Source organism: Enterobacter sp. RHBSTW-00901, assembly GCF_014103115.1.
GTDB lineage: Bacteria > Pseudomonadota > Gammaproteobacteria > Enterobacterales > Enterobacteriaceae > Enterobacter > Enterobacter cloacae_P.
This window is the reverse complement of sequence record NZ_JABXPB010000001.1, coordinates 3,527,169-3,552,515: the sequence shown is the minus strand read 5'-3', so window position 1 is coordinate 3,552,515 and position 25,347 is coordinate 3,527,169. Positions and strand designations below refer to the sequence as shown.

The window sequence follows — 25,347 nt, the reverse complement described above, 5'->3', positions numbered from 1 at the left end:
AACATTCTCCAACGGCATTGCCGTATAAATTTACCTTGCGGGTCTGTGAGTATTCTAACATTCACCCGCACTTACACTTCGACATTCATCACAGTTAATGAAAACTGCGTACAAATTTGCATTACTGTAATGAGATCAACTTCAAACTTTAGTTCGCTAATTGCTGACTAAAGCAGCGATTACCCCTGTCGGATCAAAGGCCCTGACGGGATGGCTTCCTACAATCCGTTCATCATCCGCAGAACAATAGCAGAACAATAAAGGAAGCGAATATGTCCCACGCCGGCCCCGACGCCCTGCAACAACGTTGTCAGAACATTGTGACAAGCCCGGTATTAACCCCGGAGCAAAAGCGGCATTTTCTGGCGCTGGAAGCGGAGAACAATCTCCCCTATCCAGACCTGCCTCAGGCTGCCCGTGCCGCACTGGACGAGGGCGTTATCTGCGACATGTTCGAAGGCCATGCGCCTTACAAACCCCGTTACGTCCTGCCGGATTACGCAAAATTTTTGGCTAACGGCTCGGAATGGCTGGAGCTGGAAGGGGCAAAAGATCTTGATGATGCCCTCTCGCTGTTAACCATCCTGTATCACCATGTGCCATCCGTCACATCAATGCCGGTCTACCTGGGACAACTCGATGCGTTACTGGATCCGTATGTTAGAATTCTAACACAAGAAGAAATCGATGTTCGAATAAAACGTTTCTGGCGTTACCTCGACAGAACGCTACCTGATGCTTTTATGCATGCCAACATCGGCCCGGCGGACACCCCCATCACGCGTGCCATCCTGCGCGCGGATGCAGAACTGAAGCAGGCTGCACCCAATCTGACCTTTATTTATGACCCGGATGTCACGCCCGACACTCTGCTGCTGAGCGTGGCAAAAAACATTTGTGAATGCAGTAAACCACATGTTTCTAATGGCCCAGTAAATGATAAAATTTTCACAAAAGGCCGCTATGGTGTGGTGAGTTGTTACAACTCCCTGCCGCTCGCAGGCGGTGGCAGCACTCTGGTACGCCTCAACCTGAAGGCGATTGCTGAACGCAGCCATTCCCCTGAAGACTTCTTCACCCGCACGTTGCCGCACTACTGCCAGCAACAGATAGCCATCATTGATGCGCGTTGCACGTTCCTGTATGAAAAATCCGGCTTCTTTGAGAATAGCTTCCTGGTCAAAGAGGGGCTGATTGATAGCGATCGTTTCGTGCCAATGTTTGGCATGTACGGTCTGGCTGAAGCGGTGAACCTGCTTTGTGAGAAAGGCGGTATCAAAGGTCGTTACGGTAAGGATGAGCAGGCCAACGCACTGGGCTATCGCATTAGCGAGCAGCTCTCGGCGTTTGTTGAAAACACCCCGGTGAAATACGGCTGGAAACAGCGCGCGCTCCTGCATGCACAGTCGGGGATCAGTTCCGACTCAGGCACCACGCCGGGCGCACGTCTGCCTTACGGTGATGAACCCGATCCCATCAGCCACCTGCTGGCCGTAGCACCGCACCATCAACACTACACGTCCGGGATCAGCGATATTCTGACGCTGGAAGAGACGGTAAAACGTAACCCGCAGGCGGTCGTACAGCTTTGTCTGGGGGCGTTTAACGCGGGTATGCGCGAATTTACCGCCAACGTCGCCGGTAACGATCTGGTGCGCGTTACCGGCTATATGGTGCGCCTGTCGGATCTGGAAAAATACCGCGAAGCCGGGTCGCGCACGAACACGACGTGGCTTGGCGAGGAGGCCGCGCGAAATACCCGCATTCTGGAACGTCAGCCACGCGTGATAAGCCATGAACAGCAGATGCGCTTTAGTTAGTCAGGTTATTCCCTTCTCCTGTGTGGACGGTCCAGGCAGCCGCCTGGCGCTGTTCCTGCAGGGCTGCAACCTGCGCTGCAAAACCTGCCACAACCCGTGGACAATCGGTCGCTGCAACGACTGCGGTGATTGCGTCCCCCATTGCCCGCACGATGCGCTGAACATTCAGGCCGGACGCGTCTGGTGGCAGGAGAGCCACTGCCAGCAGTGCGATACCTGCCTGCATTTATGCCAGCAACAGGCGACACCCATGGCGCACCGCTTCAGCGTGAAAGAGATCCTCACGCAAATTCACAAAGCAGCACCGTTTATAGAGGGGGTTACCGTAAGTGGCGGCGAAGCCACCACGCAGCTGCCGTTTTTAATCGCCCTTTTCTCGGCGATCAAAACCGATCCCGCGCTACGTCATTTAACCTGTCTGGTGGACAGTAATGGTCTGTTAGGGGAAACCGGCTGGCAAAAACTGCTGCCGGTGTTTGACGGTGCCATGCTGGATCTGAAAGCCTGGGGAAATGAGCATCACCGCTTCCTGACCGGGCGTGAAAACCCGCAGATCAAACACAGCATCCGCTGGCTGGCGCAACATCAACGGTTAACGGAACTGCGGCTGCTGGTGATCCCGGATCAGTGTGATTATCTGGAACATCTCAAACCGCTGATCGTCTTTATCCGTTCTCTGGGGGATGTCCCGGTGCGGATCAATGCCTTTCACGCACAGGGGGTTTACGGTGAGGCTGCGTCATGGCGCAGCGCCACGCCGGACGACGTTGAACCGCTGGCACTGGCGCTGGAAAAACAAAAGATTACGGTGATCCGCCCGGCGCTTTATCTATAGTGTGACGCCAAAGAGTGAACGGGTATTCTCAAGCAACACCCCGGCAATGAGCGCTTCTGGCTCCTCACGCAGCTCGCACAGCGTGGTAAACACACGCGCCGCCTGCTCCGGGCGATTAGGCTGTCCCTGAAAACCGTTGAGTGGCATATCGGGGGCATCCGTTTCCAGTAACAACGCTGACAGCGGCAATTGTGCCATCACCTCCCGGGTTTTGCTGGCACGCGGGTAGGTAATTGTCCCGCCAACGCCAATTTTATAACCCAGTTCAATAAACCGCTGTGCCTGTTGCAGGCTACCAGAAAAACCATGCACAATGCCCGTTCGCGGCAGATCGATACGTTTCAGATGCATTGCCAGTTTGTCATGGGTACGTCTGGAATGGAGGATCACCGGCAGATCGTGGCGTTTTGCCAGCCTGAGCTGTGCATCCAGGAGAGCCTGCTGGCGCTCAAACTGCGGATCATCGCGCCAGAGATCGAGCCCGATCTCACCGATGGCGACGAGTTTGTTCCCGGCGGTTTGCAAAACCACATCCAGCTTCTCAATATGCTCATCAAGATGACGCTCAATAACTATCGGATGCAGCCCAAGTGCAGCATATATGGCGCGATGGTGCTGAGCGAGGTTAAGAACACGCTCAAAATTAGCCGCTTCGATCGCAGGTACAATGATCGCCTGAACGCCTGCTTCGGCGGCTCTCGCAATGCTTTGTTCTTCATCACCCGTAAACGGCGGAAAATCAAAGTGGCAATGGGTGTCGACAAAGCAGTGCATCACGCCAGATCCTCGCTATCAAATTGTGCCTCATTCGCTGCGCCTGGCTGGCGAGGTGATAATCCATTTATGCTCCTCCAGCCCGTGGTCATGTTCAGACACAGTAACGCACATCCCCACGGGTACTCAAATGAGAAAAAGCCAGTCGCAAGGACTGGCTTCAGTGTCGCTGTCAGAGTGATGCATAGCTATGGACGGCGACGTCCAGTAAACAGGCTGACCAGGAACAGGATAATGCCGACGACAAAGACAATTTTCGCCGCACCCGCTGCCGTCCCCGCCAGACCACCAAAGCCCAGCGCGGCGGCAATTAACGCGATAACCAGAAATATAATGCCCCAACGAAACATAAGCCTCTCCTTTACCATAGTTAATGTCGGCCGCTAAGCATGAGCGCTCAGGCTACTCACCGGCGTTTTTCCAGGTGTAGTTCTTATTTCGCCCTCAGGCCTCAGCCAGACGGGCGAATTGTGCTCATTTACTTCGTCTTCAGATCGTTGTTGACGCTCTTCACACCCTCAACGGCTTTCGCAATGGATACGGCATGTTCAGCCTGAGCCTGACTCTCGACAACACCACTCAGGGTGACAACTTTATTGTCGGTTTTAACGGAAATACCAGCGCTCTTGATATTTTTATCATCCACCAGCGCAGCTTTCACTTTTGCTGTAATTGAGCTGTCATCCATGAAATTACCGACTTTATTCAGAGAGCTATCGATTTTTTCCCCTGCGCTATTTGCGGTGGACTGCACGTTATCCATTGTGTTGGTTTCCGCGAGGACAGAACTGCTCACGAGGATGCTACCCAATGTGACCGCCAGCAGAGTTTTCGAAATCTTCAGTCTTGTCATATTCATCGATATATTCCTGTGTTTTACCCGTTATTTGGGCGACATATTTTCCTTACAGACAGATTGATATATTGCGAATAAACACCCAGATAAAATAGCGAACCAGAAAATATATTCTGAATAGTTAATTCATCCACATTCGGTGCTAAACACTGAGTTAAATATAGATCACTATCCCTGTGTCGCATTCAGAATAGGTCAAAAAACGAGCGACACTCAGGAAAATGCGATGATTTAAGAACATTCCGCAAGGGATTAATAAGACTGGATTTAAAGAAGAGCACGGTGGCTGCCGTGCTCTGAGAGGAGATTAGTGTTCGCGCGTTTTGCGGAACTGCACGTCAGGATAACGTTCCTGCGTCAGGTTCAGGTTCACCATTGTCGGCGCGATATAGGTCAGGTTATCACCGCCATCCAGCGCCAGCTGAATTTCGTTCTTACGCTTAAATTCTTCGAATTTCTTCACGTCAGAACACTCAACCCAGCGCGCCGTGGCCACGTTGACTGATTCGTAAATCGCTTCGACGTTGTACTCGCTTTTCAGACGCGCAACGACCACGTCGAACTGCAGCACACCGACTGCGCCCACGATCAGATCGTTGTTGGCAATCGGACGGAACACCTGTACAGCACCCTCTTCGGAGAGCTGTACCAGCCCTTTCAGCAGCTGTTTCTGCTTCAGCGGATCGCGCAGGCGAATACGACGGAACAGCTCCGGTGCGAAGTTCGGAATACCGGTGAACTTCATCATCTCACCCTGGGTGAACGTATCACCGATCTGGATGGTACCGTAGTTGTGCAGGCCGATGATGTCACCCGGATACGCTTCTTCAACGTGGGAACGGTCGCCCGCCATAAAGGTCAGTGCGTCGGAGATCACCACGTCTTTACCGATACGCACCTGGCGCAGCTTCATGCCCTTTTCATACTTACCGGACACCACGCGCATGAACGCTACGCGGTCACGGTGTTTCGGGTCCATGTTGGCCTGAATTTTAAAGACGAAGCCAGTGAATTTTTCTTCCTGTGCTTCCACTTCACGGGTGTCGGTTTTACGCGGCATCGGGCGTGGTGCCCACTCAATCAGACCGTCCAGCATATGGTCAACGCCGAAGTTACCCAGTGCGGTACCGAAGAAGACCGGTGTAATTTCGCCACTCAGGAACAGCTCTTTGTCGAACTCATGAGACGCCCCCTTCACCAGCTCCAGCTCGTCACGCAGCTGCGCGGCCAGCTCTTCACCGACTGCCGTGTCCAGATCCGGGTTATCCAGACCTTTTACAATGCGCACTTCCTGAATGGTGTGGCCTTTACCGGTCTGGTACAGGTAGGTTTCGTCTTTATAGAGATGGTAAACGCCCTTGAACAGCTTACCGCAGCCAATCGGCCAGGTGATCGGCGCACAGGCGATCTTCAGCTCGTTTTCCACTTCATCCATCAGCTCCATCGGGTCGCGGATGTCACGGTCGAGTTTGTTCATGAAGGTGAGGATCGGCGTATCGCGCAGACGGGTGACTTCCATCAGCTTACGGGTACGATCTTCTACACCTTTCGCGGCGTCGATCACCATCAGACAGCAGTCTACCGCCGTCAGGGTACGGTAGGTATCCTCGGAGAAGTCTTCGTGGCCCGGGGTATCCAGCAGGTTTACCAGGCAGTCGTGATACGGAAACTGCATCACGGAAGTGGTAATTGAAATACCACGCTGCTTTTCCATCTCCATCCAGTCGGATTTTGCATGCTGGCTGGAGCCACGGCCTTTTACGGTACCGGCGGTCTGGATCGCCTGTCCGAACAGCAACACCTTCTCGGTGATGGTCGTTTTACCGGCATCCGGGTGCGAAATAATGGCAAAAGTGCGGCGTTTGGCCACCTCTTGCAGATAAGGAGACAACGTCATAATCAAATCTTCTTATGTAAGCGCGACAGCAGGCCGCGCATCATGGAATACGAAAAATGCGGCTATTTTACCCATCAATGGGGGGCAGGCAATCATTGTTTACACAGGAGCTGCTCCAGTTCGTTCAATGACGTGACGGTCCAGGTCGGCTCGATCCCTTCCGGCTGCGCGCGGCCATGCGCGTTCAGCCAGACGGTCGACAGACCTGAGTTCATGCCGCCAAGAATGTCTGATTCGGCAGTATCGCCGACCATCAGTACACGCTCACGGTCAGGATTACCCGCTTGTTCAAGCGCATAATCAAAAATACGCGGATCAGGTTTTGGCACGCCGACCTCTTCCGAGATCACCAGTGCGTCGAAATGATCGCGCAGGCCGGTGCGCTCAAGACGGCTCTGCTGCAGCGCGGTAAAACCATTGGTGATGATCCCAAGCTTCGCCTTTCCTTTCAGCGAATCCAGCAGGGAAACCGCCCCTGGCAGCGGTGCGCAAATCTCGGCCATCGCGTTCAGGAACGCGTCGTTCAGCAAACCCGGGCTGACGTTTAACCGCTCCGCCCATGCATCAAAGCGCTGGTGCTGCAGCTGTAACGCGGTGATGGCACCGTTCTGGTAATCCACCCACAGCGGTTTGTTTACCGCCTGATAGTCCTGAAAATCTTCAGCGGTGAAGGTGACGCTATAATCCAGAAACATCCGCTGCAGGCCACCGAATGCGTCAAACGTGAACAGCGTTTCGTCGGCATCAAAGAAAATCCAGTCCCATTTCATCGTTACAACCTTATTTTAGTTATCCAAGCGGCAAAGCCATAATAATGGCGTCTTCACGTCCCTCTGCGGTGGGGTAGTAGTTACGGCGGATTGTCGCCTCGTTAAAGCCTAAGCTTTCGTAGAGTGCGATGGCGGCGACATTCGATGCACGCACTTCCAGCCACAGGGTGAAAACGTCACGGATTTCCAGCTCGCGGATGAGATGCTCAAGCAGTTCCCTGCCCAGCCCACGACGCTGAAACGCAGGATCAACGGCGATATTAAACAGCGTTGCCTCATCAAGGACGACCTGAGTAATCGCAAACGCGGCCATTGTGCCGTCAACATCCAGGCGGTAGTTCAGGTACCGTTCACCCTGGTTGCTGGCGAACGTTTTTTCGCTCCACGGAAATGCGTGGGCGCGTGTTTCAATCGCGAACGCTGTTGTCAGGTCAGGCGTCGTGAGGGAAGAAATCGTGTTCATATTCGCAGATTTGTTGCCATAGCGCGCGGCGCGCGTTTGGGTTGGCTTTCAGTTCTTCCAGCGCGGGCGAGCTGATCTGGCTCCCCTGGAGGGTGCTCTCGTCTGGCTCCCCCATTCGCCAGCTATTGCAGCGACTGTCAGGAGGGAGCATCGCGACCCGCTCTGGCGTCAGCTGTAAAACCTGATCGGAGGTCAGCTTCAGGCTACGAAGGACATCATCGATAAGGGGTTCATTCAGGGCAGGCAGTTCTTCCGCCACCATCACCAGGCGCACGTGCGCAGGGATGGAGATCGCGATTTCACCCTGCAACGCCGTCGGGCGACGCAAGGCCCACTGGGTAATGCCCAGTTGCTGCAACTGCCAGTCTCGTCGGGATGTCATAGCGAAAACTCCTGTCTCTCAGGCGCGCAAATATAGCAAATGTGTCGAAAGTGCGCCATCTACCTACTATAATCCCCGCCTGAGTTTATTGAGGAACAATTCATGTCTGCATTTACCCCGGCAAGTGAAGTCTTGCTGCGCCACAGTGATGATTTCGAACAAAGCCGTATTCTGTTTGCCGGAGATATGCAGGATGACCTGCCTGCGCGTTTCGACTGTGCTGAAAGCCGTGCCCACACCCAATATTACCACCACTGGCAGGTGTTGAGCCGCCAGATGGGCGAGCGCGCGCGCTTTAGCCTGGTGGCAGAGCAGAGCGATGTTGCCAACTGCGATACGCTGATTTATTACTGGCCGAAGAACAAACCGGAAGCCCAGTTCCAGCTGATGAACCTGCTCTCCCTGCTGCCGGTCGGTTGCGACATCTTCGTTGTCGGTGAGAACCGCAGCGGCGTGCGTAGCGCAGAGCAGATGCTCGAAGAGTATGCCCCGCTGAACAAAGTCGACAGCGCCCGTCGCTGCGGCCTGTACCACGGTCGCCTGGAAAAACAGCCATCGTTTGATGCAGATAAATTCTGGGGCGAATATCAGCTTGACGGTCTGACCATCAAAACCCTGCCGGGCGTCTTCAGCCGCGACGGTCTGGATGTTGGCAGTAAGCTGCTGCTGTCCACCCTGACGCCGCACACCAAAGGCAAAGTGCTGGACGTGGGTTGTGGTGCGGGCGTACTGGCGACAGTACTTGCCAGCCACTCGCCAAAAGTGCGTTTAACGCTGTGTGATGTCAGTGCTCCAGCGGTGGAAGCCAGCCGCGCAACGCTTGCGGCCAACGGCATTGAAGGCGAAGTGATGGCCAGCAACGTCTTCTCTGATGTGACTGGTCGCTTTGACATGATTATCTCTAACCCACCGTTCCACGACGGGATGGAGACCAGCCTTGAGGCGGCGCAAACGCTGATCCGTGGTGCAGTCCGTCACCTCAACAGCGGCGGCGAGTTGCGTATCGTCGCGAACGCCTTCCTGGCGTACCCGAAAGTGCTGGATGAAACCTTTGGCTTCCACGAAGTGATCGCCCAGACCGGCCGCTTTAAGGTTTACCGCACCGTGATGACACGTCAGGCGAAAAAATAATTCGTCATGTTTGTTTGCCGGATAAGCGCCAGCGCCATCCGGCAAACAGGCGTCTCTGTTCCGACCATTTTTGCAGCAATCAATAAAAGGTGCGCACTTTTCAGTTGACGTAAAGCTGAAAACATCTAGAATGCGCCTCCGTGGTTACGATACTTTTACAGTATCGATGGTATGCGAAGGTGGCGGAATTGGTAGACGCGCTAGCTTCAGGTGTTAGTGTCCTTACGGATGTGGGGGTTCGAGTCCCCCCCCTCGCACCATAAATCACGTTGATATTGCTCGCACTGGGCGAAGGTGGCGGAATTGGTAGACGCGCTAGCTTCAGGTGTTAGTGTCCTTAGGATGTGGGGGTTCGAGTCCCCCCCCTCGCACCAACGAGGCGATATCAAAAAAGTAAGATGACTGTGCGAAGGTGGCGGAATTGGTAGACGCGCTAGCTTCAGGTGTTAGTGTCCTTAGGATGTGGGGGTTCGAGTCCCCCCCCTCGCACCAATTATCTTACATCCCTTCTGTTGTACCTCTTCTTTTTCCCTGTTATTTCAAACTCATCAGTATCACCAGAATTCCACTGACCAGCGCAACGCATGATGGCAGCAACACAAAGTGCCGTAACTGCTTATGCCAGATCATTGCCGACGTCACCAACAACCCCGAAACAATGATGGCTTTCCAGGTCTCAATGGAGAGATCGGCAAACATCAGACCGCCCAGAATCACCCCCGGTAGCAGTACACCCCAACCACTTCCCAGCGCCCTGTTCAACATGCTTTACCCTTTCATACTGATAATGATAACCAATATCATATGGTAATAATTATCATATGTCAGCATGCATAATTAAAATCAATCGCCCTTTACCTTTCCTGTAATGACAGGAAATGCCTAAGGTGATAAATTGCTCACCTGTTAACTACCTATAAAGATTTTCTGATAATTATTTTTCGATTTACTTTGCATTCACTATTCAAAAACAACACCTATTCATCTGTTTTAATTAAATTTTAATAAAAACGTACTACTATGACATCACAATCCTGGCGGTCTTTGGTCAATAGCAAATATCAATTATCTTTACGTTTATTTTTATTCCTGAACGCTACCTCAGCCGTGTTCTCGGTAACAAACCCGCTCTATTCTGTCCCTCAGTTTCCGATGCCCCTGTTCGCTATTTTTGCAATCAGTAGTGGATTACTCCTCTGGCACTGGAAAAACAGAACCCGGAAAGTCAATATTTCTGTCGTTTCCTCGATCTTCGGTTCTTTATGGGCCTGGCAAATTGTCTCGAAATTTTTGTTAATTACGCACGATCAGCTGACATATTTGATCATGGCGTTATTAACAGTACTTTTTATCGGTTCACTGTCATTTGCCAGCAATATCAAAGCATTTATTCTGCATTCCTTACCCGCCTTTATTGCCTGCCTGTGGTTAAGCAATCATGAAAACTGGCTGAGAATGACCTACTCCTTCGCACTGCCTGTGGTGGCGATTGGTATTCACAATATTCTGCAAAGACGTAACGACCATTTCGCTCAGGAGCTGCTCTCCCGGTTACTGGAAGAACGAGAAACGCTTACCGATCTCAGTATGATGGATCCGCTTACCGGCCTGTATAACCGTCGTGGCCTGCAAAGCCGGCTGGAGAACCTGCCGACGGTAGAAAACGGCGAGCACTTTGTCCTGCTGTTGGATATCGACCACTTCAAGGCCTACAACGACCACTATGGCCATATGATGGGCGACCAGGCGCTGATCCGGGTCTCTGCGGCAATCCGTAATGCCGTGCGTTCACGTGATATTGTCGCGCGTTTTGGTGGTGAGGAGTTTATGGTACTGCTGACCAACATCTCGCTTGAACATGCCCGTCTGACGGCAGAGCGGATCCGCCAGAAAGTTTACGATTTAAAAATCCCGCATATGTTCAACGAAAGTGTCGCCACCAACGTCACCATCAGTATTGGCATTGCCATTTTTGAGGGTGACGACGTTGAAAGCGCGCTGGAAAAAGCGGATAAAGCCCTCTACGAAGCGAAGCATATGGGACGTAATAACATCCTGTTCAGCGAAGAGATGCAGACAACATAAGGACGGGAACCGGAAAGGTCGGCATGAATAATAACGGCTTCTCCGGTGAGAAGGGTAAACACGCAAAACGGCAACCTCCGGTTGCCGTTTTGCTTTGACCTATGCAACCTGCTGGTTTTCCTCTTCAGCATTACGCTGCGCTTCTTCAGCCTCCTGTTCCAGCAACTGCTTCTCGTACACTTTAAAGAACGGGAAGTAGATTATTGCCGATACGCAGGCCAGCACCACCACCAGGATGGCTGCGCGGAAATCCCAACCCAGTGCCCATGCGGCACCCACTGGGGCAGGAGCCGTCCACGGCACGACAGAGATCACGCGGCTAATCAGATCAAACTTCATCGCTGACCAGGCCAGCACGGCATTGACCATAGGGGCCAGCAGGAAAGGAATAAAGAACACAGGGTTCATCACAATCGGGGTGCCGAAAATGACAGGCTCATTGATGTTAAAGATGCTTGGCACCACGCTCAGACGGCCAATTGAGCGCAAATGTGCAGAGCGGCTGCGCAGATAGCAGAACACCAGCCCCATCGTAGCTCCCGAACCCCCAATCACAATAAAGAACGTCCAGAACGCTTCCATAAAGATATGTGGCAGAGGCTGGCTGGCCGCCAGCGCGGTCTGGTTTGCCCCCAGGTTGGTCAGCCAGAACATCTGCAGCATTCCGGAGACAATAGCTGCACCGTGGATCCCCGCAAACCACAGCAGATGGCCAATCAACACCGCCAGCAGGATCGCAGGCAGGGAGTCTGCCGCAGAAACCAGCGGTTTAAAGACAGACATAATGGCCTGTGGGATCAGCATGCCAAACTCAGACTGAATCAGCAGACTCAGCGGATAGAGCGTCAGCACCACCACCAGTACCGGGATCAGCAGATCAAAGGAGTTTTTGATCATCGGTGGTACCTGGTCAGGCAGACGAATACCAATGTTGTGCGCTTTCAGGAACCGCATCATCTCTACGCAGTAGATTGCCACCAGAATGGCGGTAAAGATCCCCGTCCCCCCCAGGCTGTCTACAGGCAGAGTGCCTTTGGTTTTTGGCGCTGCGACCAGCAGAAATGCCATGAGCGACAGCATTGCGCACATGAACGGATCTAACTGATACGACTTAACATAGTGTTTGCCCAGGTTATAGGCGATGGCCGCACAGATATAGATAGACATCACCCCCATCGTCATATCAAACGGCGTCAGGATCTGGCCTTCGAATTGCTTCGCCATATCCAGCCAGGCGCGCGCGAAGCCCCAGGTGGTATCTGGCGAAAACGGTGGGTAAGCAAACACTAACAAGAATGATCCTACAATCATGAACGGCATCGCGGAGATGAACCCATCCCGGATAGCCATAACATGACGCTGGGAGGAGATCCGCCCGGCTATCGGGCTAACGTAATTCTCAACAAATCGGAATATCAGGTTAAACGCAGCGTGGTTGGCAGACATAGCAGATCTCCTGTCAGACGTTCGTTACAGGCGCATCCACGCCACACGTTAATCCATAAATCAGCTTCACAACCTTGCTGGCTTGTGTACCAGCGGTACTGCTCAGACAGAATGGTTTCATAATTTGCTCTTATTATTGGATACAGGGGACGTTACGTACTCAGTATTAATCTCTCACGCACGCTCCGCAACCGGTTACTGTAACCGGTTTCTGTGAATGTGAAGGCGATCCAGAAATCAGCCATACGGGATATTTGTTACTTAAGAGATATTTACAGAGCATAATTTCTTATGACAGATTACGCAGGATATTTGTCAGGAGGAAACAATGAGTTTGCAGTCTGTACAGCAGTTTTTTGCCGACAACGCTCCGGATATAGAGGTCATAGAACTTAGCCAGAGTACCGCCACCGTTGCACTGGCCGCGGCTGCCCATCGCGTTGAGCCGGGGCAAATTGCCAAGACGCTGTCATTAAAGGTCAAAAATGAGGTGATTCTGGTGGTCGCGAAAGGTGATGCACGTCTGGATAACAAAAAACTGAAAGACACCTTTGGTGCGAAAGCACGCATGCTCAGTAGTGATGAGGTGGTCACCATCACCGGCCATCCTGTTGGCGGCGTATGCCCGTTCGGGCTGGAAAACCAGCTGTCGGTGTACTGTGATATTTCCTTAAAACAATACGCTGAAGTGCTCCCCGCTGCCGGTGCAATCCACAGTGCTGTGCGCATTTCACCTGAGCGGATGGCTGAGCTGACATCCGCCAGGTGGGTCGATGTCTGCATTTGATCGTTGCGCCAGAGCGTATCTGGCGCATCCACACCAGGTTATGAGAATACTGGCGTGCTTAACACAGAGCCTCGAGTATCTCTGGCCGGAAGATGAGTCAAAATGTCCGCCGCGTCCAGTAGCCCTACATCTGAATTAACCCCCAGCTTCACCATCGCGTTAAACTTATGCGCCCGGATGGTTTTAATATTACGTTCAAGCTGTGTCGCGATTTCAGGGATGGAATACCCGAAAGACATATAACGCAAAATCGCGCGCTCCGTTGGGCTTAACATCCTGCTCTGGCTCACATACCAGTGGTTCAGTACATTGTCATTGATTCGATGTGTTTCACTTAGCAACGCAAGCAACTCCGCCTGCAGGTGGCTAAGCGACACCGCCTTACTAATAATGCCATGAAGGCGTGAAGGCGAAAGATGGCCAATCAACCGCGCTTCCATCTCATCAGATGCCAGTATAATCCGCTGGATGTCACTATGAGTAAACGCAAGATCCCGCAGACAGGCCAGACAGTTACGACGCTCCTCTCGCGCATCAGACAGTGAATAAATCACCGAGAAAAAGGAGATGTGAGGAAGTGCCGCCTTAAAACTGTCGAACTGGGTAAACAGGTGCAACTGATAATGGCTGAGCTCAGGCATCGCAAAGAGATGCTGCAGCCCAACCGCACTCATTGCGCAATTTTCGATGACAGCGATATGTCTTGCTGTAACGGTCTTTTCCATTCCTCATACTCTCCATAGGCTGACATTAAACTCAGCTCTCTCATTCCCTGTGTACTGCTGATCCAGGCGTACATATCGGCATTACTACGTAGTGACAACCGGCGCATCGCACTATTTTTCTGCGCACTAATCGTTTTGTTGCTCTTCTTGAGCAGTGTGGCAATTTGGTTAATTCCCCAACCTTTACCTAACAGGCGCAATACTTTGCGTTCGGAGTGTGTGAGCGCAATAAAGTGTTCGTCTTCATCTTCAGAGCCTGGTGATTCTGCCAGTAATAACGTCTGGCTTATCCGCTCCGCCCGATCGCTACCTGCACGAATAGCGTTAATCACGCCTTCAATCGGCTCCATATCAGAAAGTAACGTACTTTCCGGACGCATAAGCAGCTCAACAGCAATCGGATAAAGAGGACGGGAGACTAAAAAAATCCAGTGAATACCCCGGTATTGGTTCAATAAACCGTAATACTCTTCCAGTAAGCCCCGGGGGTTGCCGTAATACCCTGAAACATCAGCAATAATGACGTCAGCACGGCGTAACTGAAGCAAGGTTAACTCTTGCAGTGAGCGGCAGTAGGTCAGCTCAAACTCAGGAAAATGACGTGCCATGACGCTACCCAACCCGTTTTGCATGACGGGTATCCTGCTAATCACCACTCCGTGTTTACCATTCAATGGCAACATAGACCCTCCGTGTCCATTTTTCATTTATCGGGTAATCTTTAGGTTTAACGTACATTCGCCCCTGAATGCACAACTGATTAATACACGCAGAAGATGGCAGATGTTATTGAATTAAGAAACGTCTAAAACAGTTATAATATCTCATAAAGATCAACTAAATTTAATTCAAACAACCTTAAAATAACGAAAATATAAAATTAGAAAAACTTAATATAAATGTTTTATATTTTGAGATTAAAGAATTCACAATATTAATGAATTAAGGCACGCACCGTGGCGCAAACCGGGTGACAACTGTTTGCACAAACCTTGATCTGACCCAGAGCACAAGACACCTCTCTTTGTGCTAAAAGTAAGCATTCAGTGCCATCAGGCAAGCATTCTTTCTTCTCTTCAGGGCAATACATGCAGGCAGATCAGTCAATGCAGCGTGCGATAACGCGGCTATGTATTCAGTGCGGACTTTTTCTCCTCCAGCATGGAGCGGAAAGCGCGCTGGTCGAGGAACTTTCTACGCGGCTGGGGCTGGCGATGGGTATGGATAGCGTTGAAAGCGCTATCTCATCAAACGCCATTGTGCTGACCACCATTAAAGACGGTCAGTGCCTGACCTCCACCCGTAAAAACCACGATCGCGGTATTAATATGCACGTTGTGACGGAGGTGCAGCATATCGTTATTCTTGCGGAGCACAAACTGCTCGACCTCAAGGAAATTGAGAAACGGTTTAACCAAATCAGGCCATTACGCTATCCACGTTGGCTGGTTGTGCTGATGGTGGGACTGTCATGCGCCTGTTTTTGTAAGCTCAATAAAGGTGGCTGGGACGGCGCACTCATCACGTTCTTCGCCAGCAGCCTCGCCATGTATGTCCGTCAGTTACTGACGCACCGGCAATTGCACCCACAAATTAACTTCTGCATTACCGCGTTTGTCGCCACCACGGTTTCAGGCTTGCTCCTGCGCCTGCCACAGTTTGCCGATACTCCCACCATTGCTATGGCCGCCAGCGTACTCCTGCTGGTACCAGGCTTTCCGTTAATTAACGCGGTTGCCGACATGTTTAAAGGACATATCAATACCGGTCTGGCTCGCTGGGCTATCGCCAGTTTACTTACGCTGGCCACCTGCATCGGTGTGGTCATGGCAATGACACTGTGGGGGTTACGCGGATGGGCGTGATAGATTTTCTGCTCGCACTGGCGCAGGACATGCTCCTGGCCGCCATTCCTGCCGTCGGATTTGCGATGGTATTTAACGTACCGCAACGTGCACTGCCGTGGTGTGCTCTGCTGGGTGCTATTGGTCACGGCTCGCGGATGTTGATGATGACGGCGGGCTTTAACATCGAATGGTCGACATTTATCGCCTCAATGCTGATTGGCAGCATTGGCATTCAGTGGTCACGCTGGTATCTGGCACATCCAAAAGTGTTCACCGTCGCAGCCGTTATCCCTATGTTCCCGGGCATCTCCGCCTATACGGCCATGATTTCAGCAGTAAAAATCAGTCACTTTGGCTACAGCGAGCCACAAATGATCCTCCTGCTGAGCAACTTTCTTAAGGCATCCTCCATTGTTGGAGCGCTCTCCATCGGGCTGTCGATCCCCGGTTTGTGGCTGTACCGCAAACGTCCACGCGTTTGAGAGTCGAGTTGTTTCGCTGCCGTGGGGATAATCTCGCCATTCCGCCTGGTGCTGAATGGCGCTCACCAATAAAATCGCTTGCAATTATATCGCGCACTACCTATATTCAATCCATGAATGCAAAAACGAACGACACCACCACCGCGCTTCTGCTGGATAACCAGCTCTGTTTTGCCCTCTATTCGGCAAATCTGGCGCTTAACAAGCTGTACCGGCAACTGCTGGCACCGCTAAACCTGACCTACCCGCAATACCTGGTGATGCTGGTGCTGTGGGAGCAGGATGACATTACGGTGTCGGACATTGGTGAACGGTTGTTTCTTGACTCCGCCACCCTGACGCCTTTGTTAAAACGTCTGGAAAGTGCCGGGCTGATAAACCGCCATCGTTCGCGTAAAGACGAGCGTCAGGTCGCGGTCACCCTGAGTGATGCGGGGCGCGCACTTCAGCAACAAGCGCTGGAAGTCCCTCACGCGGTGGGCTGTGCAGCACAATGTGACACTGACAGCATGCTGGCACTCAAGCAGCAGCTTGAACTTTTGCGACAACAGTTACAGCACGCGTAAGGCTATACTTTACGCGTATTTATTTATCCATATATATCGCACGCTATTTAATAGCGCACATAAACGTAAGATGAGGAACCTGCCATGTCTTTAGAAAAAGTTGTCTACACTGCCAAAGCCAAAGCAACCGGAGGCCGTGATGGCCGCGCCACCTCTTCCGATGGCGTCCTGGACGTTAAACTGGGTGTGCCAAAAGAGATGGGCGGCATGGGCGGTGAAGTCACCAACCCTGAACAGCTGTTTGCTGCGGGTTACTCTGCCTGCTTCCTGGGCGCAATGAAGTTTGTGGCCGCACGTGACAAATTCACTCTGCCAAAAGATGCCTTTATTGAAGGCGAAGTGGGGATTGGCCCGCTGCCAACCGGTTTTGGTATTGAAGCAAAACTGAACATCCACGTCGAAGGTATGGATCCTGCTGAAGCCAAAAAACTGGTGGATGCTGCGCACATTGTTTGCCCATACTCCAACGCCACCCGCGGTAATATCGACGTAACGCTGAACATTATCGCGTAATCCAGACCGATTCCCTCTCCCTGTGGGAGAGGGTTAGGGTGAGGCATCAACCCGCACTTTCCCCCTCCATTCCCTCCCCCGCTCTGTGCTACCATAAACCCATATCACGCCCGTAGTTATCAGCAGAGAAAGTGTTATGTCCTCCAGAATCCTGACCAACAGCGTCGCTGGCATTGATGCCTTTATGCGCGATCCCCGTGGCGTGTTGACCCATGCCGAAGGCGGTACGCTTGCCGTGTTTGCCGATAACGCTCCGGCGTTTTATGCAATTACACCGGAGCGTCTGGCGCAGCTTCTGGAGATTGAAGCGCGGTTGTCACGCCCGGCGAGCGATGTCACTCTGGATAACCAGTTCTTTGACGAACCGGGTCACGCCCCCGTGGCCATCCCGATGGGGAAATTTGCCCTGTACGCGGGCTGGCAGCCGGACGCCGATTTTCAGCGTCAGGCGGCGCTATGGGGCATTGCACTGACTCAGCCCGCAACCCCCGAAGAGCTGGCCGCGTTCACCGCCTGGTGGCAGGCAGAAGGCAAAGTATTCACCCATATTCAGTGGCAGCAAAAGCTCGCACGCAGCCTTCAAATCAACCGCGCCAGCAACGGCGGGCAACCTAAGCGCGATATCAACGCGTTTTCAGAACCGGATAAACAGATCCCCAACGGATTCCGAGGTGCGAAATGAAAAACGTCGGCGACCTGATGAAACGTCTGCAAAAAATGATGCCCGCTAACGTAAAACCCGCCTTTACCACGGGTGAAGAACTGCTGGCATGGCAAAAGGAACAGGGTGAGATCCGTGCAGCCGCCCTCGCCCGCGAAAACCGGGCGATGAAAATGCAGCGCACCTTTAATCGCTCCGGTATCCGTCCGCTACACCAGAACTGCTCTTTTGATAACTATAAGCTTGAGAGCAACGGGCAGATGAACGCTCTCGCCGCCGCACGTCAGTACGTGGATGAATTCGACGGCAACATCGCCAGCTTCATCTTTAGCGGCAAGCCAGGCACCGGGAAAAACCACCTTGCCGCCGCCATCTGCAACGAACTGCTGCTGCGCGGGAAATCCGTATTAATCATCACCGTGGCCGATATTATGTCCGCCATGAAAGACACCTTCAGCAACCGTGAAACCAGCGAAGAACAGCTGCTTAACGATCTGAGCAACGTCGATTTACTGGTCATCGACGAAATTGGCGTCCAGACTGAATCACGCTATGAAAAAGTGATCATTAACCAGATTGTCGATCGCCGCTCCTCTTCCAAACGCCCAACCGGCATGCTGACGAACCACAATATCGACGAGATGACCCGCTTACTGGGCGAACGCGTGATGGATCGCATGAAGCTCGGCAACAGTCTGTATGTCATCTTTGACTGGGAAAGTTATCGCAGCCGCGTCACCGGCAAAGAGTATTAGGATATTTCCAGGAAATGCAGGTGACCCGAAGGTATATACTGGAGCCACTTTCGGCCCGAAACGGACCTTTTTTGAGTAAGCCACTATGAAAAAAACTTTTCTTTTCAGCACACTGTTAGGCGCACTGCTGGTTACCGGCGCGGTGCAGGCTGCATCATGGCAGGATTCTCTGACCAGTGCCGCGAACGAACTCACCAAAGAGAGCAGCAGTTCTCAGGGCGGTCTGTCAGCGTCTTCCCTCACCAGCCTGTTAGGTGGCAGCACTCAGGGGCTGAGCGCGGGCACAATGAATAACGCCGCGGGTATTCTGGAGTATTGTGCGAAGCAAAAACTGGCCTCCGTGACCGACGCACAAAACGTGAAAAACCAGGTGCTGGGTAAACTGGGTCTGGATACCCAGGAACAGAAACAGGACACCAGCTATATGGATGGTATTCAGGGCCTGCTCAATGCGCAAAACGGGCAGCAGCTTAACCTGAGCACTATCGGCAACTCCTCGCTGGCGAAACAGGTGAAAACCAAAGCCTGCGATCTGGTACTGAAACAGGGCATTAATTTCATCTCCTGATCCACCCCATTTTCTGCCACAACACGCCGCGTTTATTACGATAGTCTTGCAACGCGGCGTCAACTGAGCGTTTTTACCACCTGCCACCGTCTCAGCGTCCATATGTCAGGATGCGACCGCCTTCAAAAAAGCGATTTTATAAACCAATTCCTAACAACTGCATGCTTTAGTGACACTAAAATTGCAGCTTAACAACATCGTAATTACATTGTACTACCAAAACATGAACAGTTAGCCAGCTAAGATCCTGGCGTGATGAGGATAACTTGTTGTCAGAGTTAGTGTCCCTATTCCTTTTCCTGGCTTCCATCGGCGTTTACGCCTGGAAAGCGGGCCGTAACACCTGGTGGTTTGTCGTCACGCTGGGGGTACTCGGTATTTTCATTGTTTTAAACATTACCCTGTACGCCAGTAATTATTTTACCGGAGACGGTATTAACGATGCGGTGCTCTATACCCTGACCAACAGCCTGACCGGTGCGGGTGTCAGTAAGTACATACTTCCAGGTCTGGGAGTCGTCCTGGCGCTGGTTGCCATTTTTGGGACTCTCACCTGGGTACTGCGCCGCCGTCGGCATCGTCCTCATCATCATGGCTACAGCCTGCTGGCGCTTTTCCTTGCGCTGGCCTCCGTCGACGCCAGCCCGGCATTTCACCAGATAACCGAGCTGGTAAAATCCCAGTCGCGCGACGGCGATCCGGATTTCGTGGCGTATTACAAAGAGCCATCGAAAAAGATAGACCACCCGAAGCTCAACCTGGTCTATATCTACGGCGAGAGTCTGGAACGCACGTATTTTGATGACGATGCCTTCCCGAACCTCACGCCGGAGCTGGGCGCGCTGAAAAACGACGGTCTCGACTTTAGCCACACCATGCAATTACCCGGTACTGATTACACCATCGCCGGCATGGTCGCCTCACAGTGCGGTATCCCGCTTTTTGCGCCATTTGAAGGCAATGCTTCGGCCTCGATGTCGAGCTTCTTCCCGCAGAATATCTGTCTTGGCGATATCCTGAAGAACTCCGGCTACGAAAACTATTTTGTACAAGGTGCCAACCTGCGCTTTGCCGGAAAAGACGTGTTCCTGAAATCGCACGGTTTTGACTATCTGTATGGTTCAGAAGAGTTAAAAACCACGGTCGCCGATCCGAATTATCGTAACGACTGGGGCTTCTACGATGATACGGTGCTGGACGAAACCTGGAAGAAATTCGAGGAGCTGTCTCGCTCCGGCAAACGCTTCTCGCTCTTTGCCCTGACCGTGGATACCCACCATCCTGACGGATTCGTTTCACGCACCTGTAAGCGTAAAAACTACGCCATTGACGGTAAGAGTAATAAATCCTTCAGCGCCGTGGCCTGCAGCCAGGAGCATATCGCTGCATTAGTCGGGAAAATCAAAGCCTCACCGTATTTTAAAAACACGGTAATTGTTGTCTCTTCTGACCACCTGGCGATGAAAAACAGCGCATGGGATGCCCTTAACAAACAGGATCGCACCAACCTGTTCTTCGTTCTGCGCGGCGATCACCCACAACAGGAGGTAATTGCCACCAAACGCAACTCAATGGATAACGGAGCCACCGTGCTGGATATCCTGGGGGGAGATAACTTTATCGGTCTTGGCCGCAGCACGCTGTCGGGACAATCGTTGTCAGAAGTGTTCCTCAACATGAAGGAAAAAATCCTCGCATGGAAACCGGATATCATCCGGCTGTGGAATTTCCCGAAAGAGATGAAAGACTTCACCATCGATCAGGATAAAAGCATGATCGCGTTCTCCGGTAGCCATTTCCGCTTGCCGCTACTGCTGCGCGTGTCGGATAACCGGGTCGAGCCGCTGCCGGAAAGCGAATACTCCGCGCCGCTGCGTTTCCAGCTGGCCGATTTCGCCCCGCGCGATAACTTTGTCTGGGTCGACAAATGCTACAAAATGGGCCAGCTCTGGTCGCAGCCGCTGGCGCTTTCTACCGACTGGTGTGTTTCTCAGGGGCAGCTCGGGGGGGAACAGACTGTCCAGCGCGTCGACAAAGCACAGTGGAAAAGTAAAACCGCGTTTAAGGATACGGTTATTGATACCGCGCGCTACCAGCGTAACGTCGACATGCTGAAAATCGTCGACAACGATATCCGCTACAAGGCCGACAGCTTCATCTTCAACGTGGCCGGAGCCCCGGAAGAGGTGAAGCAGTTCAGCGGCATCTCCCGCCCCGAATCCTGGGGACGCTGGTCCAACGCACAACTGGGCGATGAGGTGAAAATTGAGTACACCCATCCTCTGCCGGAAAAATTCGATCTGGTGATCACGGCGAAAGCCTTTGGGCCGAACGCAAACCAGCCCATTCCGGTACGCGTGGGCAATCAAGAACAAACGTTAACGCTCGGAAACAACGTCACCACCACCACGCTGCATTTCGATAACCCATCGCGCAGCAAGACCCTGGTGATTGTGCCGCCAGATCCGCAATCCACTAACGAAGGCAATATCCTCGGCCACTCACCGCGACAGCTTGGGATCGGAATGGTTGAAATTAAAATCGTGAGCAGCGCGGGCTGATGGATCTGTACACCATGAAAATGACCGTTCGACCTGCAACATTTCACGATGTCGCTGCCCTGCCCGCCATTGAGCGCGCCGCAGGCCAGCGCTTTCGTGAGATTCCTGCGCTGGCATGGCTTGCCGACAGCCCTGCCATTTCAGCAGAACGTCATCTGGCCTGTATCGAACAAGGGATGAGCTGGCTGGCGCTGGTCGGGGATAAGCCGGTTGGTTTCATCCTCGCGGAGATACATCCCACATCGCTGTTTATTGTGGAACTCTCGGTTCACCTGGACTGGCAGAGAAAAGGTGTGGGTCGGCAGCTTATCGCCTGTGCTGTTGAGCAGGCTCGCAAACTGGGGCTGACGTCGCTCACGCTGACCACCTTCCGTGACGTACCGTGGAATGCGCCGTTTTATTCGCGGCTGGGGTTTGAAATAGTCACAGAATTAACGCCAGAGCTGCGTCAGAAAAGAGAGGAAGAAGCCGCGCACGGATTAGCGTATGACTCTCGCTGTGCCATGCGCTGGCATCTTATTTAGGCGCTAAAAAACCGAACCATCGGCCGGGTCAGGCGCAACCGCCCCCCGGCACAACAGACAGAATTAGAACGTTTCCCAGTTATCGCCCGCATCGGCCGTTGCCGCTTTACGCGCCATGACCGGGGCAACGGTTTTCGCTGAGGCAAGCTCGCGCGCTTTCATCTGCTCCTGCTGAATGCGGAATACCGCAACGGCCTGCGTCAGACGGCTCGCCTGCTCTTCCAGCGCTGCCGCAGCAGCGGCGGACTCTTCCACCAGCGAGGCGTTCTGCTGGGTCACGCGATCCATCTCAGCCACCGCCAGACCCACCTGGTCAATACCGCGGCTCTGCTCGTCAGAGGCAGAGGCGATTTCACCCATGATGTCAGTCACGCGGGTCACCGCATTGACGATTTCACCCATCGTTTCACCGGCGCTTTCGTAAGCGTTAAGTGAGCGCCGTATTGACGATTATTTATTGGTGAGATCTACGTTCCATGGCAGCAGTTCCGCCACTTTGTTGCTGGGCCACTCCGGCAGTACGCTCAGGATATGACGAAGGTAGGCTTCCGGATCGATACCATTGAGCCTGCATGTTCCGATGAGACCATACAGCAGGGCTCCGCGCTCGCCGCCATGATCGCTGCCGAAGAAGATATAGTTTTTCTTTCCCAGACATACTGCACGTAATGCCCGCTCAGCGGCGTTGTTATCAGCTTCTGCCAGGCCATCATCACAGTAGTAGCACAGCGCATCCCACTGGTTCAGGGCATATGCGAACGCCTCACCCAGCCGGGATTTTTTCGACAGCGTTGCGCTTTTTTCCACCAACCAGTCATGCAGGGATGCCAGCAGTGGCTTGCTTTGGGATTGCCTGGCTGCCAGTCGCTTTGCTGTCGGGAGGCCGCGTATTTCCTCTTCCACCGCGTACAGCTCGCCGATACGTTTCAGGGCTTCTTCTGCTGTGGCCGTCTGAGTACTTATATAGACGTCGTGGATTTTGCGGCGCGCGTGGGCCCAACATGCGGCTTCTGTTAACGGACCACCATCACGCTCTGCGCTGAACAACCGATCGTAGCCTGCGAAGGCATCCGCCTGCAGCACACCATGATAATGGCGAAGATGTTGCTGAGGATGTTTCCCCTGTCGGTCCGGGGAGAAGGCGAACCACGCCGCTGGCGGGTCTGACGATCCAGCGTTCCGATCATCACGCACATACGTCCAGATGCGCCCGGTTTTCGTCTTCTTTCTGCCCGGTGCCAGCACCGGCACCGGGGTGTCATCCGTATGCAGTTTGCGGCAGTCCATCACGTAGCGATAAAGGGCTTCATCCAGCGGTGCCATCAACCGGCAACACGTATCCACCCAGTTGGAGAGCAGAGCCCGGCTCAGATCCACGCCCTGGCGGGCAAAGATTTCGCACTGGCGATAGAGCGGCAGGTGTTCGCAGTATTTGGCCGTTAACACGCGGGCCAGCAGACCCGGCCCGGCGATACCCCGATCGATGGGGCGTGATGGTGCTGAGGCTTCAACGATACAGTCGCATCGGGTGCAGGCCTTTTTCACCCTGACCGTGCGGATCACTTTCAGGGCGCTGGATACCAGCTCCAGCTGTTCCGCGCTGACTTCACTGAGCCAGGCCATATCACTACCGCAACCCGGACAGCAGGTTTCTGCTGGCTCCAGACGATGGATCTCGCGAGGAAGATGTTCAGGGAGAGGTCGGCGGTGACGAGACTGGCGAAGCTGACGCGGAACCTGCGGATCGTCTTCCCGTCCGTTGTAGAGATCGCTTTGCTGTTCCTGCTGTTTCAGCAGGGCTTCTGCATCTTCAACCTGTCGGCGAAGTTTTTCGGAGCGGGTACCGAACAGCATCCGCCGCAGTTTTTCTATCTGTGCGCGCAGATGCTCTATTTCGCGTTCTTCGTTCTCGATTTTCTCTTCGGCGCGCGCCAGCGCCGAACGCAGGAACGACTCAGTCTCTGCAACGAGGCTGAGCTGACTGTCTTTCTGGCGAAGCGCGTCTTCCAGCGCGGCGATACGGGCGAGATAGTCCTGACTCATGACCCCATTTATAATGCGGTCATGCTCTTTTTACAACATTGTCAGTGAGTTAAGGCGGGCTGTTTTTGGCTGACGCCAGTCCAGCTTATCGAGGAGCATGGCGAGTTGTGAGCGGGTGATGGCGATTTTGCCATCGCGTACAGCAGGCCAGATGAACTGGCCTTCTTCCAGCCGTTTGGTAAACAGGCACAGGCCGTCAGCATCAGCCCAGAGGATCTTCACGGTATCGCCTTTGCGGCCACGGAAGATAAACAGGTGACCGGAGAAGGGGTTTTCCTCAAGGGCATGCTGTACTAACTCGCCCAGACCATTGAACGATTTTCGCATATCGGTGACCCCGGCAACCAGCCAGATACGGGTGCCTGACGGAAGGGATATCACTGGCTTCTCCCGGTCAGCTCACGAAGCAGCACGGCAAGCAACTCTGGTGACGGGTTCTCAAGCGTCATTTTGCTGTGACGGAACTCAACACAACAGGAGGTGGCATTCAACGTTGAGAGCTGATCCGGAGCTGTGTTCGTCTCACCTGTTGGCGCTGGGTTAGGTATCACTTCGACAGGCAGCATCATCGGTGATGGTGAAGCTTCGACCGTTGCCGGGAGGCGACGTGATATGCGGCCTTCATCCTGCCAGAGCCGAAGCCATTTGAAGATGACGTTATCATTGACGCCGTTTTCACGGGCAATCTGAGCAACGCAGGCACCGGGGCGGGAGGCCAGTTCGACCATACGAAGCTTGAAGTCATTGGGATAATTTTTACGGGGTTCTTTTCGCCAGGATTGGGATTCCATACTTAGATGTCCGTCTGTAACAGGTGGGCGTCTAAGTTACCAGCACTGGCTTAATGGCTACATAC

28 protein-coding genes, 3 tRNA genes and 1 pseudogene are annotated in these 25,347 nt (G+C 53.0%); 17 read left to right on the top strand and 15 right to left on the bottom strand.

The annotated features are described in order from the left end of the window. The first annotated feature begins 272 nt into the window (after window positions 1–272). Together HV318_RS17165 and HV318_RS17160 are read left to right on the top strand one after the other, a co-directional pair. The gene (locus HV318_RS17165; protein WP_182273655.1) at window positions 273–1,820 is read left to right on the top strand and encodes a YjjI family glycine radical enzyme; all 1,548 of its coding nucleotides are present in this window, start codon (window positions 273–275) and stop codon (window positions 1,818–1,820) included. Continuing rightward, window positions 1,795–2,655, top strand: a complete 861-nt coding sequence (locus HV318_RS17160) for a YjjW family glycine radical enzyme activase (RefSeq protein ID WP_182273654.1) — start codon at window positions 1,795–1,797, stop codon at window positions 2,653–2,655. Before HV318_RS17165 ends, HV318_RS17160 begins: the two co-directional genes overlap by 26 nt. On the opposite strand, the gene HV318_RS17155 is transcribed toward HV318_RS17160, so the two are convergent. From HV318_RS17155 to HV318_RS17125, 7 genes and pseudogenes are all read right to left on the bottom strand, one after another. Then, window positions 2,650–3,429 (bottom strand): TatD family hydrolase, encoded by a 780-nt coding sequence (locus HV318_RS17155; RefSeq protein ID WP_524537213.1) that lies wholly within the window; start codon window positions 3,427–3,429, stop codon window positions 2,650–2,652. The two genes, HV318_RS17160 and HV318_RS17155, sit on opposite strands and share 6 nt — an antisense overlap. A gap of 188 nt (window positions 3,430–3,617) precedes the next feature. Further along, complete coding sequence (locus HV318_RS17150; protein ID WP_002887716.1) at window positions 3,618–3,779, bottom strand: DUF1328 domain-containing protein; 162 nt, start codon at window positions 3,777–3,779, stop codon at window positions 3,618–3,620. Between the two features lie 131 nt (window positions 3,780–3,910). Next, window positions 3,911–4,288 (bottom strand): annotated as a pseudogene (locus tag HV318_RS17145) (BON domain-containing protein); the annotation flags it as partial. 304 nt (window positions 4,289–4,592) lie between these two features. Continuing rightward, the gene (gene prfC, locus HV318_RS17140; RefSeq protein WP_182273651.1) at window positions 4,593–6,182 is read right to left on the bottom strand and encodes a peptide chain release factor 3; all 1,590 of its coding nucleotides are present in this window, start codon (window positions 6,180–6,182) and stop codon (window positions 4,593–4,595) included. A 92-nt stretch (window positions 6,183–6,274) separates the two neighbouring features. Continuing rightward, the gene (gene yjjG / locus HV318_RS17135; protein WP_182273650.1) at window positions 6,275–6,952 is read right to left on the bottom strand and encodes a pyrimidine 5'-nucleotidase; all 678 of its coding nucleotides are present in this window, start codon (window positions 6,950–6,952) and stop codon (window positions 6,275–6,277) included. A gap of 19 nt (window positions 6,953–6,971) precedes the next feature. Continuing rightward, a complete protein-coding gene (gene rimI / locus HV318_RS17130) occupies window positions 6,972–7,415 on the bottom strand; it encodes a ribosomal protein S18-alanine N-acetyltransferase (RefSeq protein WP_182273649.1) in 444 nt (147 codons plus the stop codon). Further along, a complete protein-coding gene (locus HV318_RS17125) occupies window positions 7,384–7,797 on the bottom strand; it encodes a DNA polymerase III subunit psi (protein WP_182273648.1) in 414 nt (137 codons plus the stop codon). The genes rimI and HV318_RS17125 overlap by 32 nt, the downstream gene beginning before the upstream one ends. A 102-nt stretch (window positions 7,798–7,899) precedes the next feature. Here HV318_RS17125 and rsmC point away from each other — a divergent pair, with 102 nt between their 5' ends. The 4 genes from rsmC to HV318_RS17105 all read left to right on the top strand — a co-directional run bounded on the left by rsmC (window position 7,900) and on the right by HV318_RS17105 (window position 9,420). Beyond that, entirely contained in the window at window positions 7,900–8,928 is a 1,029-nt protein-coding gene (gene rsmC / locus HV318_RS17120) for a 16S rRNA (guanine(1207)-N(2))-methyltransferase RsmC (RefSeq protein ID WP_182273647.1), read from the top strand. Between the two features lie 173 nt (window positions 8,929–9,101). Continuing rightward, window positions 9,102–9,188, top strand: a tRNA-Leu gene (locus HV318_RS17115). 28 nt (window positions 9,189–9,216) lie between these two features. Then, window positions 9,217–9,302: transfer RNA gene (locus tag HV318_RS17110), tRNA-Leu, on the top strand. A 32-nt stretch (window positions 9,303–9,334) separates the two neighbouring features. Next, window positions 9,335–9,420: transfer RNA gene (locus HV318_RS17105), tRNA-Leu, on the top strand. Window positions 9,421–9,462: 42 nt separating this feature from the next. Here the strand turns inward: HV318_RS17105 and HV318_RS17100 are convergent. Next, window positions 9,463–9,693: a DUF1435 domain-containing protein gene (locus HV318_RS17100; protein ID WP_182273646.1), complete on the bottom strand. Its 231-nt coding sequence runs from the start codon at window positions 9,691–9,693 to the stop codon at window positions 9,463–9,465. Window positions 9,694–9,948: 255 nt separating this feature from the next. On the opposite strand from HV318_RS17100, the gene HV318_RS17095 reads away from it, so the two are divergent. Next, on the top strand, window positions 9,949–11,013 hold the full coding sequence (locus tag HV318_RS17095; RefSeq protein ID WP_182273645.1) for a GGDEF domain-containing protein: 1,065 nt from the start codon (window positions 9,949–9,951) through the stop codon (window positions 11,011–11,013). Between the two features lie 99 nt (window positions 11,014–11,112). On the opposite strand, the gene HV318_RS17090 is transcribed toward HV318_RS17095, so the two are convergent. Further along, the gene (locus tag HV318_RS17090) at window positions 11,113–12,459 is read right to left on the bottom strand and encodes a PTS sugar transporter subunit IIC (RefSeq protein WP_182273644.1); all 1,347 of its coding nucleotides are present in this window, start codon (window positions 12,457–12,459) and stop codon (window positions 11,113–11,115) included. Between the two features lie 328 nt (window positions 12,460–12,787). On the opposite strand from HV318_RS17090, the gene HV318_RS17085 reads away from it, so the two are divergent. Next, window positions 12,788–13,246, top strand: a complete 459-nt coding sequence (locus tag HV318_RS17085) for a YbaK/EbsC family protein (protein WP_182273643.1) — start codon at window positions 12,788–12,790, stop codon at window positions 13,244–13,246. A gap of 38 nt (window positions 13,247–13,284) precedes the next feature. Here the strand turns inward: HV318_RS17085 and bglJ are convergent, their stop codons facing one another. Together bglJ and HV318_RS17075 are read right to left on the bottom strand one after the other, a co-directional pair. Further along, the gene (gene bglJ, locus HV318_RS17080) at window positions 13,285–13,920 is read right to left on the bottom strand and encodes a DNA-binding transcriptional activator BglJ (RefSeq protein ID WP_182274622.1); all 636 of its coding nucleotides are present in this window, start codon (window positions 13,918–13,920) and stop codon (window positions 13,285–13,287) included. Next, window positions 13,917–14,654, bottom strand: coding sequence for a helix-turn-helix transcriptional regulator (locus HV318_RS17075; protein ID WP_182273642.1), 738 nt, complete (start codon window positions 14,652–14,654; stop codon window positions 13,917–13,919). The genes bglJ and HV318_RS17075 overlap by 4 nt, the downstream gene beginning before the upstream one ends. A gap of 405 nt (window positions 14,655–15,059) precedes the next feature. On the opposite strand from HV318_RS17075, the gene HV318_RS17070 reads away from it, so the two are divergent. The 9 genes from HV318_RS17070 (at window position 15,060) to HV318_RS17030 (ending at window position 22,448) form a co-directional block, all read left to right on the top strand. Further along, entirely contained in the window at window positions 15,060–15,836 is a 777-nt protein-coding gene (locus tag HV318_RS17070) for a threonine/serine exporter family protein (protein ID WP_182273641.1), read from the top strand. Further along, the gene (locus HV318_RS17065) at window positions 15,827–16,300 is read left to right on the top strand and encodes a threonine/serine exporter (protein WP_182273640.1); all 474 of its coding nucleotides are present in this window, start codon (window positions 15,827–15,829) and stop codon (window positions 16,298–16,300) included. The genes HV318_RS17070 and HV318_RS17065 overlap by 10 nt, the downstream gene beginning before the upstream one ends. 113 nt (window positions 16,301–16,413) lie before the next feature. After that, on the top strand, window positions 16,414–16,866 hold the full coding sequence (locus tag HV318_RS17060) for a MarR family winged helix-turn-helix transcriptional regulator (RefSeq protein WP_182273639.1): 453 nt from the start codon (window positions 16,414–16,416) through the stop codon (window positions 16,864–16,866). Window positions 16,867–16,950: 84 nt separating this feature from the next. Next, window positions 16,951–17,379 (top strand): organic hydroperoxide resistance protein, encoded by a 429-nt coding sequence (locus HV318_RS17055; protein WP_023310299.1) that lies wholly within the window; start codon window positions 16,951–16,953, stop codon window positions 17,377–17,379. Between the two features lie 136 nt (window positions 17,380–17,515). Beyond that, window positions 17,516–18,061 carry a primosomal protein DnaT gene (gene dnaT / locus HV318_RS17050; RefSeq protein WP_182273638.1) on the top strand — a complete coding sequence of 182 codons (546 nt, stop codon included), beginning with the start codon at window positions 17,516–17,518 and terminating at the stop codon, window positions 18,059–18,061. After that, entirely contained in the window at window positions 18,058–18,795 is a 738-nt protein-coding gene (dnaC, locus tag HV318_RS17045; RefSeq protein ID WP_182273637.1) for a replicative helicase loader DnaC, read from the top strand. Before dnaT ends, dnaC begins: the two co-directional genes overlap by 4 nt. An 85-nt stretch (window positions 18,796–18,880) precedes the next feature. Next, window positions 18,881–19,363, top strand: coding sequence for a YjjA family protein (locus HV318_RS17040; RefSeq protein ID WP_182273636.1), 483 nt, complete (start codon window positions 18,881–18,883; stop codon window positions 19,361–19,363). A 269-nt stretch (window positions 19,364–19,632) separates the two neighbouring features. Further along, a complete protein-coding gene (opgB, locus tag HV318_RS17035; protein WP_182273635.1) occupies window positions 19,633–21,924 on the top strand; it encodes a phosphatidylglycerol--membrane-oligosaccharide glycerophosphotransferase in 2,292 nt (763 codons plus the stop codon). A gap of 14 nt (window positions 21,925–21,938) precedes the next feature. Further along, window positions 21,939–22,448 carry a GNAT family N-acetyltransferase gene (locus HV318_RS17030; RefSeq protein WP_182273634.1) on the top strand — a complete coding sequence of 170 codons (510 nt, stop codon included), beginning with the start codon at window positions 21,939–21,941 and terminating at the stop codon, window positions 22,446–22,448. Window positions 22,449–22,511: 63 nt separating this feature from the next. On the opposite strand, the gene HV318_RS17025 is transcribed toward HV318_RS17030, so the two are convergent. Genes HV318_RS17025 through tnpA form a run of 4 tightly spaced genes read right to left on the bottom strand, consistent with a single transcriptional unit; the run spans window position 22,512 to window position 25,282 of the window. After that, window positions 22,512–22,892: a methyl-accepting chemotaxis protein gene (locus HV318_RS17025; RefSeq protein ID WP_275943689.1), complete on the bottom strand. Its 381-nt coding sequence runs from the start codon at window positions 22,890–22,892 to the stop codon at window positions 22,512–22,514. A gap of 6 nt (window positions 22,893–22,898) precedes the next feature. Continuing rightward, on the bottom strand, window positions 22,899–24,491 hold the full coding sequence (tnpC, locus tag HV318_RS17020; protein ID WP_182271314.1) for an IS66 family transposase: 1,593 nt from the start codon (window positions 24,489–24,491) through the stop codon (window positions 22,899–22,901). Window positions 24,492–24,521: 30 nt separating this feature from the next. Then, window positions 24,522–24,872 carry an IS66 family insertion sequence element accessory protein TnpB gene (gene tnpB / locus HV318_RS17015; RefSeq protein WP_135699773.1) on the bottom strand — a complete coding sequence of 117 codons (351 nt, stop codon included), beginning with the start codon at window positions 24,870–24,872 and terminating at the stop codon, window positions 24,522–24,524. Further along, a complete protein-coding gene (gene tnpA / locus HV318_RS17010; RefSeq protein ID WP_182271313.1) occupies window positions 24,869–25,282 on the bottom strand; it encodes an IS66-like element accessory protein TnpA in 414 nt (137 codons plus the stop codon). Before tnpA ends, tnpB begins: the two co-directional genes overlap by 4 nt. Between the last annotated feature and the right edge of the window lie 65 nt (window positions 25,283–25,347).